This window comes from Leptospira hartskeerlii (assembly GCF_002811475.1).
Classification (GTDB): Bacteria; Spirochaetota; Leptospiria; order Leptospirales; family Leptospiraceae; genus Leptospira_B; species Leptospira_B hartskeerlii.
The window spans coordinates 1-11,752 of record NZ_NPDL01000015.1 but is presented as its reverse complement, the minus strand read 5'-3'; the positions used below and the strand labels follow the sequence as shown (position 1 = coordinate 11,752).

Sequence of the window (11,752 nt, the reverse complement as noted above, 5' to 3'; positions counted from 1 at the left end):
AAAACTCTCTAAGAAAAAACTAATTCAATTTTTATTCCTAAATTAGTCCTAAAGTATGATGCCATGCTGTCATTAACTCCACAAATTCCAATTGCGCTGCTGATAAATTAAGCACAAAAAGTCCAAAGGTCTAAATCTTAGAAAATTTTTCCTAAATCAGAATTTTTTAGTGTCCAATTTTATAAGCTTGGAAGGTCTTGTAGTATATAAGTTCGTCTCCTACTTAGGAAGGAACTAAAAAAGTCGGGAAACCTGGACAACAAAACCCGAGGAGAAAAAACCAAATGGCAGATTCGGCGATTATACAGAACATACTAAACCCACCGGTACTGTTCTTCTTTTTAGGAATGGGAGTCATCATCTTCAAATCGGATTTGGTGATCCCTGAGGCTCTTTCGAAATTCTTTTCGATGTATCTACTTTTCGCGATCGGATTCAAGGGAGGCCACGAGCTTTACAAGACTCCTTTTAGTTCTGAACATGCATTAACTCTTTTAGCATGTAGCGTAATGGCGACTTTGGTGCCAATTTATGCGTATTATATTCTCAAGGTCAAATTAGAGAAACATAACGCTGCCGCATTGGCCGGTTCGTTTGGTTCCATTAGTGCAGTAACCTTTGTAACTGCAGGCGCTTATCTTCACAATTTGAACGTTGAATACGGTGGTTTTATCGTAGCTGGTATGGCTCTTATGGAATCTCCGGCGATCGTAATCGCTGTTATCCTGGATAGACTTTCTAAGAACAAAGCAAACGGCGGCGGATCGATCAACTGGAAGGCTCTTTTTCATGAAGCATTATTCGGATCTTCTATCTACCTTTTAGTAGGCTCTTTGATTGTAGGTTACTTGACCGGAGACAGCGGCTGGAACGCTGAGAAACCGTTCACTGAGGACTTATTTAAAGGAATCCTAACATTCTTCCTTTTAGATATGGGAATCTCTGCAGCAAAAAGATTCAAAGAACTTACTCACGTAGGTTTCTTCCTGATCGCTGCTTCAATCCTATTAATGATTATCAACGCAAGCGTAGGATTACTTCTCACTAAGGTGATTCACATGCCAGAAGGAGATGCATTGATGTTCGTAGTTCTTTGTGCTTCCGCTTCTTATATTGCGGTTCCTGCAGCAATGAAGGATATGATCCCGGAAGCGAATCCGAGTATCTACCTTACGGTGGCATTATCCATCGTATTCCCGATCAATATCATCCTCGGGATACCATTGTATCACTACTTAGTTAAGGCTATCATGTAGGGTATTTTATTCCCCTCCGAGAGTCTCTCTCGGAGGGTTTATTTTTGCTTAATATATAAAAAAATTAAAATTCTTTGGACGATCCCTGAATTAGGGGATTTTATATCCGGTTTTAAATATTAGAGAGTATTTCTAATATTTGGGACAAATAAAACACGGAGAACCAATATGAAAATGTTTCGATTCATTAAAACAATCCACCAAATTCGACCGGCCGGTAAATTCAGTTTAATCTTACTGCTTTTGACCGTTGGTTCCCCTAGCGTATTTTCTCAAGCGGCGAACAAAGGTACTGTAACTGCGGAACCTAGCCCAACCCCGGTCACTGCAACTCCTCAAAAGTCCGCAGCGGAGGAAGAAGACAGTTATGTTTCTACTATGAAAACTAGCGGTCTAACTCCAGATTTTACAAGAAGTACATTCTTCGAACCGGAACTAGGTAAAAAAGTAGCAAACCGTAAAAAGGCATGGCTAAACGACTGGATCAGAATAGGCGCATATGTTCGTCCTAGATACGAGGACAGATACAACCTAGCATTCGATAAATCGAATAAAGGTTATACTTCCAGAGCGATGCAGACCTCTCAGGTATTTTTCATCATCGATCCTAGTCCTTATTTTTCAGCAAAAGTGACTTTCCAAGATGCAAGAGTCTGGGGAGGAGAAACTCCAGCTAGCGTTGGAGACGTTCGTGCCAACACTTTCGATGGGGCGGGAGCGACTACAACGAGTAACCCCGCTGCCGGATCTGGGACTACCATCCCGAGCCAAACAACCCTCCGTGAAGCTTTTATTATTTTGAAAAAGCTTCCTTTGGATGCTAAGGTTCAGGTAGGTAGACAAATTTTGGCGTATGGTGATCAAAGAATGCTCGGTGGTGCCAACTGGACCATGAACGGTTTATCTTACGACGGAGCTCGGATCATGTTCGATCAGGACAATTATAAGATCCACTTCTTCGGAACCAAGATTGCAGCCAACCAGAATGGTGTAAACGGAGTAGTTTCGGCTAACGCACCGATTACCATCACCGACCCTGTCACTAAAAAGGCGACTGTAGTAAATCCTGGTCAACCAGATCAGTATATAGTAGGTACTTATAACTCTGTAACTGCAAAAGATTGGTTTACTCTGGACGTTTACTCCATTGGGCTTTTGACCAAAAAGACCGCGATCGCAGGAGCTAAATCGGATTTAGATCTTTATAATAACTCTTGGGCGAAACAACAGAGCGATTTGATCACTACCGGATTTAGACTTACCAATAGAACTGCAAATAATAACCTTCCTAAGGATGGATTCTGGGGAGCTTTGGATTGGGCGATTGAAAGCGCATGGCAGACAGGAGCGACTGGAGAAAGAACCGTAAAGGATCCACTTTTGGACTCTTATGTGCAGAATAATGTAGCAGGTCTTTCCGGTCATAGTTACGGTACACAGGCGCAAAGATATTCCGGTTCATTTCACGTCCTACAGACTGGTTATACCTTCTTCGAAAAATTAAGAGCCGGTTTCCAATACACTTACGCATCCGGTGATAATAATCGTACGGACGGAAGTAGCGGAACCTTCCAAACTCTTCCAGGTCCTCGTTTCGGAGTATTTCCTTATTGGAATAACGTCTCAGGTCTTTCTGAAAATATTGATACTAAAAACTTAAGTTCTTATAATCTCAATTTTTCTTATAAGACTGACCATTACGGAACATTCTACGCTGCTTATATCGTCAATAACAAGGTCCAGACGCAGGATGCTTGGTATGCGATTAATGGTGCCGCAAATACTGGAGCTTCTACTGAAAGTAATGGCGTTGGACAAACTACTATTCAGGTAGGCGGAACAGGAAAAAATCTATACAACGAGGTCGACTTTACTTGGATGTATGTTGTAAACGATTATGTTTCCATCTGGATCGGTGGTGGTATCCTGACTGCAGGTAATGCAGTTAAAAATCAGAGAAATGCTCTCTATCATTACAATCTTCAGGCAGTCGGAACTGAATCCGCAGGTCTTCATTTGAACACAGGAGTTGCGACAGGAGCGAACGGAACGGCCTCTATGGCTCATATGTTCTTCTTCCAAGTTAACGCAGGCTTCTAAAAAGGAACACGTATGACAGTATTGGCTTATCTATCCGTCATAACTTCTCTTCTTGCACCTTTCCTAATAGGAAATGTGCTCGGAGTGGATTTTTTCGGGAAAGATAGTTCGATCGGTCTTGGGTTATCTCTCCAAGCGATACTAGGCAGTTTCATAGCCGTATATGTATACGGTTATGAAAAAGAAAGAAAGGCGTTGGTCATCTTTGGCTACGCCGTTTTTTTCCTAAGCACAGGGATTTGTTACCTGGTAGGAAAAAGTTTATGGCTCATTCTCTTCTGGGAATTATCCACGATAAGCGCCTTTCTTCTTTATATTGGAGGCAAATGGAATGACGCCTCCATCCGAAGTTTCGTAGCGTTAGTCGCTGCGGGAGGGATCGGGGCCTTCTGTTTTACATTCTGGATATTTTCGAATGATCCAAGATCGGGATTATTCTTCTTGATCTTGGGACTTTTGATCAAGTCCGCATTTTTTGGAGTTCATTTCTGGCTGCCGGAAGCTCACGCGGGAGCGCCCGCTCATGCTTCTGCAGCTTACTCCGGATTATTAGTCAATCTACCTCTGGTATTATTTTCTAAATTCGCTCTTCCAATTTTGCCCGGAACTTATTACGCAGCTATTCTTATACCGATAGCAGGAGTCGGTGTACTATGGGCAGGTATCACTGCATTATTCAGTAGAGAAGTCAAAAAATCCATTGCATACAGCACTGTGGAGAATATGAACTTTTTGTGGTTAAGCTTACTTCTCTCGGCTTATTGGCAAGCCAGCGAACAGGAAAGTTTAAGAATGCTCAGTAAAGCATTCGGAGTTCTTTTCCTGATCTCTTTGGTCCATCATAGTATCAGTAAAACATTCCAGTTCTTATTTTTCGGATATCTTACTAAATTATCCGGCAGATCCGATGCGGATGGAAACACAGGCGTGGGAAGGACCAGTGGAATTCCTACATTTTTAGCTGCAATTGGGACAATGAGCTTTCTTGCCATCCCAGGAACCACGGGTTTCTTATCCGAATCCACATTTATTAAATTATTATCCGCAGTTTTAGAAGTTGCAGATACTAGCGCGGCACTTGTTCTTCCTCTTCTCATTTTAGTCTGCACAGGTTTAGCGGTAGGGGCTGCTGCTCACTTAAAACTTTTCCTGGGACTTGTTCTTTCCAGACCTCGCACAAATTTTGAAGACCATGGGAAAAATACAACTATCAGTGTTTCCTTATTTTTGACCGGTGCCTTGGTATTGATCTCACCTTTGATCATTCTTACCCTCACAAACTATTATGCAGTGAGAGTCGAATGGTTGGATTTCTCTTGGTTTAGAGGGATCGGGATCTTGAACGTAATCGGTCTAGTTATATTGCTAAGCGTAGGGTTGTTAGGACTCAGGCATAAGATCAAAGAGAGAAAACTGTGGGATTGTGGCGGCTTATTCGGCGGATCGGAGGTAGCGATCGCAAGTTCAGCTCTTTCCGATCCGTTAGCCGCTCCTTTAGGCAGATATTTCGCCGACGAAGCAGGCAATTCCAGATTGGACAAAGGGTTCATTAAGATTTTATTAAGAATACTTTCCTCTTTGAAAGCTAAGATCAGAGGAGCAGATGACGAATCCATCTCGGTAGACTTGACTTATTCTTCTTTTACTGTCTTAACAATTTTGATCGTAATCATCATCGTTCGTCTTGCGGAGGGAGACATATGGTCACAGCTACTTTCTTATTTGGCATTCTAATCCAAATTTTAGCCTTTATATCTCTTCCATTCTTATGCGGGGGTGTTCTCCAAAAGATCAGGGCTTATGCTCAAGGTAGAAAAGGGGCACCTGTTCTACAGATACTTTACGATACCGTTCGTATGCTTAAAAAGAGTCCGATAGATGGGCCTTTCTCCGGATTTTTCTCTGAAAGTTCTGCGATATTCGCCTTTGCTTTCGGATTAGTTTTATGGTCCTTAGTTTCTTTCGAATGGGCGTCTTTACTACTAATCCCTTTTTTGATCGGCATGATCCGATTTGCTACTGTGGCTTACGCAGTGGAAAACGGAACTTCTTTCGGTGGAATGGGGGCAGCAAGAGAAACTCTTCTTTTTATCTTTGGGGAGCCAATCCTGATCTTAGTGCTCGTCGTATTAGAATCCAACGTAGTATTTCACGAAAACTTCGCACATATTTCTTTTGCGATCTTGTTTTTCTTGGGAGCAACATTGATCGTTCTTTCCGAACTCGCCAAACCTCCGTTTGACGATCCGAGAACTCACTTAGAACTTACAATGGTTCACGAAGCAATGTTATTAGAAGCTTCCGGAAGAACTAGAGCATTCTTCGAACTGGCTCACCAATTCAAAACTGCCTCTTTGTTCTTACTTCTTACAAAATTAGGACTGGAACATATGGAAGTATTCTTAGGAGTTTCTTCCGTTCCTATTTGGAAAGAATTAGCATCCTTCGGAGGAGCCATTCTTCTCTCCGCGTTAATCGGTTATTGGGAAGCGAACAGTACTAGAAGAAAATGGATTTGGATCCCTGAATTACTCGGACTGAATTTCATCTTCATGCTGATCCTGGGAATTCTTCTGAAGCTAGGTAAATAAATATGAGCGCAGACGTTAGTTATCTTATCATCCTACTGACCGGTGTGGTCATTCTTTTAGAAAACAGGCTCAAAAGGGTAGTTATCCTTTTAGGAGTCCAAGGTTTTCTTTTACTACTTCCCCTTTACCAAGAAGAAAGCGGAGACGGTTTCCATTCCATCTTTTTAGCGGCAATGGTGATCGTATTCAAAGGGATCTTAACTCCCATCATTCTCTTTTGGACAGCGAGAAGGATACATTCTCCTGAATCAACTTTTCCTAAAGTAGGCTATCTTCCCACACTCGCACTTTTGTTCGCAGGTGCTGCGGCTTGTTACTTCTTCATGGACATGGTCTCCGCATTCTTCGGAAAATCCCATCAATACGGTTTATTGTATGTCCTTCTTCTCATCTATATTGGAGTGATCGGTTTTATAGTTAGAAGGAACTGGATCGGTGTGATTGCCTGCTTCAGTATTTTTGAGAACGGAACATTCTTACTCACTCTACTTCTAAAATCGGGAGTTCCGATCGGAAGCGAGCTCGGATCCTTCCTGGATGCGGTCTTGATCATGGGAGCGGGTGCCGCTCTCCGGATCAATAGCGAACAATATAAGGGGGAAACTTCCAGATGAACTTCGATATTCTTTTAGGGATCGGAGCGGGGGTCTTCGTCCTAATTTTCCTAACCTATGTTTTAGGTCCTACAAAGAACCAGACTAACTTGTTATTCTGGTCCGTTTTGTTCGTCATCTGCGTCGCGATCAACTTTACCGTCTGGATCATTCGAGATTGGAATGAGGATGTTACTACATTACAATGGGTCTTGATAGAAGCCACAACCTTTGTAGGTGCGTTACTCATCTCTTCCAGCAGAACAGAAAAATCCTTTCCGATAGCTTGGAAATTTTTGCTGATCAATTCATTCGGATTAGGTATCGCATTCTTAGGGATCATACTTCTCCGTTCTTCTTTACATGTGATCAACCAACCAATTGAATTTTTGGCGGCAAATTCCTCTTCTCATCCTGAGATCATCTGGGTAGAGATCGGTCTCTGGCTCGCAATTTTCGGATACACTGCTAAACTTGGGCTTTTCCCAAATCATGTTTGGATAGAAGACACATACGGAGAAAGTCCTTCACAGGTATCTTCTTTACTTTCTTCATTCATTCCAGTTTCGGTATGTTTTGCTCTTAGGCCTTTCGTTCACTTAGACCATCAACTTTTCCCTCATACTTTCAGTGGTGCGGACGGTTTATTGGTCTTGGGGATATTAACGATTTTCTTGAGTATTTTTGCCGTATATGATCGAGACGATATCAGAAGGATTTCCGCAAAAGTTGCACTTTTCCATACAGGAGCCATAGCTGTTTTCCTCTGGATGGACTTAAGCGAGACTGTTTTTCTCTACATGATGGCGACTAACTTGGTGGTAAAATCACTTTTATTCATCAGTATGGGAATCGTGAGAATGGACGCTGGAAAGAGAGAACTTCATAAGATTATACAGGCGGATTCCATCAACAAACCTGCTTTATCTCTATTCATCTTAGCGCTCTTCTTAGCATTCGTTATGCCTGGATCACCGATATTCGTAACCGATATAATACTGATCAAGGCAGGACAGATAGGCGGAAAAACTTTTGTGATTTTAGTTCCAATCTTAGGGATCGTATTCTTTGGAGTAATGTTATATAAACTTGCTCCTCTTTTGAATATAAAAGGAAGACCCTTTCAAAAAGATCTATCCACCACTCTTACGATCAGAATGACCAACGGATTTTTCCTACTTCTATTGTTACTTAGCACTGGGTGCTGGGGATTTTACCTGTTATTACAAGGTGTATTATGAAAAACGTTACCGGAATTTTTCACACTTCGGAAACGAAACAAACTCATCGTTTCTGGCTCACTCGGGAAGGAATAAAGAAAGAAATTCTTTCTAAAACCGCAGAAAAAAGTATATATGAAGATCATTCAAATCCTATATGGGTCCTTCGGCATAGCCTCGGCACTGATCAAGGCGCTGAAGATTATTCTTCTATGGATTACGAAAGATACTTATCTCAAGATAGAAAACATCTTCTCGAAAAATTCCTTACCAAGTCAGGCATCAAAGATCTGGTTTATAGAGGGATCAATGTTCCAGTTCCGACTTCTTTTTATTCGCATGCAGTAGGACCAATCCACGCAGGAGTGATAGAACCTGGGCATTTTCGCTTTATAGTCGAGGGAGAAGAGATCCAAAATCTGGATATTCGTCTTGGTTTCCAAAAAAGAGGCCTTTTGGAGAAAATGAAAGGTCTTAACAAAGAATCTATTTCTCCTTATGCGGAAGCAATTTCGGGCGATTCTACAATCGCTTATGCAATCGCATTCAGCAAAGCATTCGAAGAAGCTCACGGTATTCAAGTTCCGGAAGAAGTAAATTTTGCAAGAACAGTTCTTTTAGAAATAGAAAGGATAGCGATCCATATCGGAGATATGGGAGCAATTGCAGGTGACGTAGGTTATTATCCACTCCAAGGTGTATGCGCGATGCAGAGAGGAGTTCCTCTCGGAGTGATGGAAGCTCTAACAGGTTCTCGTTTCGGAAGAGGAGCATTAAGCCCAGGAAAAGTAAGACTTAAAAAAGAACTTACCGAATCTTTCTTAAGCGATCTGGCAAAAAAGATCGAAGATGTTACTTCTGATGTCGCGGGCCATTTCGAAAGAGCTGCAAACAAATCCACTAACAGAGAAAGATTACAGATCTGCGGAGTGCTCACAACTAAACAACTCAAAGATCTAGGCTTTGTAGGAATGGTGGAAAAATGTACGGGATATTCCAGAGACCTTCGTCATCACGATTCCAGTTATTCACTCGCAGGAGAATCCATTAATTTGGATCTGGATGCGGGTCAAATGCAGGGAGATGCTTGGGCAAGATTCTATCTTCGTTATGAAGAATTGAAGAATAGTGGACGTTGGTTGACCAAGGCAATTCCAGTATTAAAAAACTTTCATAAAGTATATGAAAGTTTCCAAAAAACGAAAGTTTCTAAAGCAAAACCCGGTGTTTATTTTGGTACCGCAGAAGGTTGGAGAGGTCCAGTTTTAATTTCCTTCTCCCTAAATTCTTCCGGTGATATTTCAGAAGCTTATGTAAGAGATCCATCCGTTCCGAACTGGCATGCTTTAGAACTTGCAGTTAGAGGGGAGAATATCGGGGACTTTCCTCTCAATAATAAATCTTTCAACCTCAGTTATGTGGGAGTGGATCTATGAAACAAATCCAGGAAATCATCAATATATTTCTTCCGGCGAAAAATCTAAATTTTGAAAAGATGGGGCCAACCAATCCGAATGCGAGAGGGATCCCTGTTCCTTCTTCAAAAAAGGGATTTCATTTGGATAAATCCATCGAGAAGGTTTGCCCCACCGGAGGGTTAAAAGTTACCTCTTCCAAGGAGGTAATATTCGATTACGGTGCATGTTTGCAATGCGGCCATTGTGTAGAAGCTTCTTCCGGACAATTGGAAAATTCAGGATTCGTTCATGTATATTCTGTGGATAGAGAAGCATTAAAAGTACGTTATATAGATGGAGTTCCGGCAACCTACGAGGAAGAAATTTCCGAAAACGTAAAACAATTCCGTAAGATCACCAAAAACACCGGCTTCCAGTATAGAGAAGTGGCAGCAAGCGGGAACAACGCAACGGAAGCTGAGATCAACGCAAGTTTTAATGCGGTTTTCGACAGTGAAGCAAGTATGGTAAGGGTGGTTGCTTCGCCCAAACATTCGGATGCCGTCGTATTTGCAGGGCCGGTCGGACCGAATATGGAAATCCCTTTGCAAGTGGCGTGGGACACGACTCCGGGACCGAAGGCTCTCATTGCATGTGGAACCGAAGCTGTTTCTGGTGGATTATTCCAAAGAGGAAAATTGCCGAAAGAACCGGACCTATTTATAGGAGGCGATCCTCCAAGACCAGATGTAATCATAAGCGCATTTCGTTATTTGATGGGCAAGAAGAAGTTCTCCTTTAGAGAAGAACTCTCCAAATTCATTTCGGGACGACGCTCTAAATCTTAAATCTCCTGAGGAAGGTTTTACGCGGAAGTGATCATTTCTCCCGCGTAAAACGCTTCCTTCGTTTTTAAACCTATCCCGGAAAATTTATCTTCTCCGTTTATATCTAAGATTACGTCGGTAGGATAAGAAATCCTTGGATCTAATTTTGTATGGATCGGATAAAATCTTTTTTGGTCCAGATATGAATAAGTTGTCAAGATCACCACTTCCTGGCTCTGAAAGACCGTTTCCAAATTACGGACCATAGTATTTACGCGAGAAGAAACGTTTTCGTTAAAATCTTCCCAGCTCCTAAGTTCTCCCGAAATTTCCACATTCAAATGAATGATAGCAGGGTAGGGCTTGGGATCATTTTGCCTATTCTTATCCAAAACTTTTTTGGCAACGAGTAGAGCATCTGTATCATCCCCTCTTCCCGTTTTTACCAAAACAGCCTTATTTCTTTGTAATAGTTCGAAACCTTCTCCATAACAGATCAATTCCTCTGCATGATCTAAATGTTTCCAACGTTCTTGTGCTGGTAATTTGGAAAGTTTTCTTTTTTGGTTTAACGTATAAGCCACATTCCAGATAATCTGGTACAACAAACTAGGAAGAAGTGTAGAAGGTAGATCCCTAATTCCTGAAAGTTTTTGGTAAACCGCATGAAATAGGTCCGGATGTATCAATTTTTGGATTTCTATTTCTCCGGAAGAAATGATTGCGGAAATTTCACGGATCAAGAAGGACTTAAGAGAGAGAGAAGTCTGAAAATCAGCATAAAAATCCGGAACTTTGCCGGAAAATAATTCTTCCGGAGTCTTAAATCCTACATTTTTAGAAATTGCAGGATCTTTAATTTGATATTTTAAAAAAGCAGAATGGAATATTTCGGGAGGTTCATTAAATCCGAAATTTGCAACGATCTCCTGAGAATCTACAATAGTTCCGTCATCGAATACCAAAGTTTCAGACATTAAATCAGTATTCGTAATTCCTTCGATCACGTATAGTTGATCCTTCGAAAAAACTTTTCTGACTGCTTCTGCCTGTTCTTTTATAGCAGCGCGGGCGGCCTCTTCATTTCCCCCGTGTGCAGCACAACCTAATCCAGGAATATCGGATCTATGCATATATGCGATAAATAATGCAGGCACCCCAGGTGTGTTGCATAACGCGTCGTTTACGACTCGATCGATACGGTTCCAAAACCAAAAGTTATTCAAGTTAGTAGAAACAATGTTTCCATCCGTTCTACCGAAGCGTATTGTAGTAACAGGGTATCCTTTTAATTTGCTCCCATGAACTCGTCCGTCTATACATTTAGTAACCAGCACTTTAGGAGCTCTTAAACTAAATTCACGGATCACATGTTTCATTCTATGGATTGTTTCCGATTGCAGAACGTTTTCTTTTAAATACTGATCTATGTATTCTTTCGCCGGTCCCAATTGAATTCTCCTATCTTTAAGTCCGTAGAATACTTTCCCAAATCCAGCAAACTTTTCTTTATAATTCTATAATAATAGAATCATCGTCTCTTGGAAATCTATTTATGCGACAGAAGAATGATCATAAGTTGAACAAAAGATGAACTCTTTATTTCGGGTTCTTCAGTTTATATTCACCATATTTACATCCAAGAACAGGAGTTCTAAAACCCTGAAAAAAAGGGAAAAGTCAGAGAAATAAATACAAAAGAGATTTGACCGGTTGAGTGACGTAATTAATATGGTCTTTACGCCTGAAGGAGAACACCCGGGAGGGA

The 11,752-nt window shown here is 41.4% G+C and carries 9 protein-coding genes; 8 read left to right on the top strand and 1 reads right to left on the bottom strand.

Features of this window, described 5'->3' with window-relative positions; genetic code table 11:
- The first annotated feature begins 284 nt into the window (after positions 1–284).
- From CH352_RS18485 to CH352_RS18450, 8 genes are all read left to right on the top strand, one after another.
- Positions 285–1,256 carry a sodium-dependent bicarbonate transport family permease gene (locus CH352_RS18485; RefSeq protein WP_100705790.1) on the top strand — a complete coding sequence of 324 codons (972 nt, stop codon included), beginning with the start codon at positions 285–287 and terminating at the stop codon, positions 1,254–1,256.
- A 168-nt stretch (positions 1,257–1,424) separates the two neighbouring features.
- Positions 1,425–3,356, top strand: a complete 1,932-nt coding sequence (locus CH352_RS18480; protein WP_100705789.1) for an alginate export family protein — start codon at positions 1,425–1,427, stop codon at positions 3,354–3,356.
- Between the two features lie 12 nt (positions 3,357–3,368).
- Positions 3,369–5,090: a proton-conducting transporter transmembrane domain-containing protein gene (locus CH352_RS18475; RefSeq protein ID WP_100705788.1), complete on the top strand. Its 1,722-nt coding sequence runs from the start codon at positions 3,369–3,371 to the stop codon at positions 5,088–5,090.
- Complete coding sequence (locus CH352_RS18470) at positions 5,057–5,947, top strand: NADH-quinone oxidoreductase subunit H (RefSeq protein ID WP_100705787.1); 891 nt, start codon at positions 5,057–5,059, stop codon at positions 5,945–5,947. Before CH352_RS18475 ends, CH352_RS18470 begins: the two co-directional genes overlap by 34 nt.
- A gap of 2 nt (positions 5,948–5,949) precedes the next feature.
- Positions 5,950–6,561, top strand: coding sequence for a formate hydrogenase (locus CH352_RS18465; RefSeq protein WP_100705786.1), 612 nt, complete (start codon positions 5,950–5,952; stop codon positions 6,559–6,561).
- Positions 6,558–7,781, top strand: coding sequence for a formate hydrogenase (locus CH352_RS18460; RefSeq protein WP_100705785.1), 1,224 nt, complete (start codon positions 6,558–6,560; stop codon positions 7,779–7,781). Before CH352_RS18465 ends, CH352_RS18460 begins: the two co-directional genes overlap by 4 nt.
- Positions 7,778–9,196, top strand: a complete 1,419-nt coding sequence (locus CH352_RS18455; RefSeq protein ID WP_100705784.1) for a hydrogenase large subunit — start codon at positions 7,778–7,780, stop codon at positions 9,194–9,196. Before CH352_RS18460 ends, CH352_RS18455 begins: the two co-directional genes overlap by 4 nt.
- A complete protein-coding gene (locus tag CH352_RS18450) occupies positions 9,193–10,005 on the top strand; it encodes an NADH-quinone oxidoreductase subunit B family protein (RefSeq protein WP_100705783.1) in 813 nt (270 codons plus the stop codon). The genes CH352_RS18455 and CH352_RS18450 overlap by 4 nt, the downstream gene beginning before the upstream one ends.
- Positions 10,006–10,022: 17 nt before the next feature.
- Here the strand turns inward: CH352_RS18450 and CH352_RS18445 are convergent, their stop codons facing one another.
- Complete coding sequence (locus tag CH352_RS18445; RefSeq protein WP_100705782.1) at positions 10,023–11,435, bottom strand: hypothetical protein; 1,413 nt, start codon at positions 11,433–11,435, stop codon at positions 10,023–10,025.
- Between the last annotated feature and the right edge of the window lie 317 nt (positions 11,436–11,752).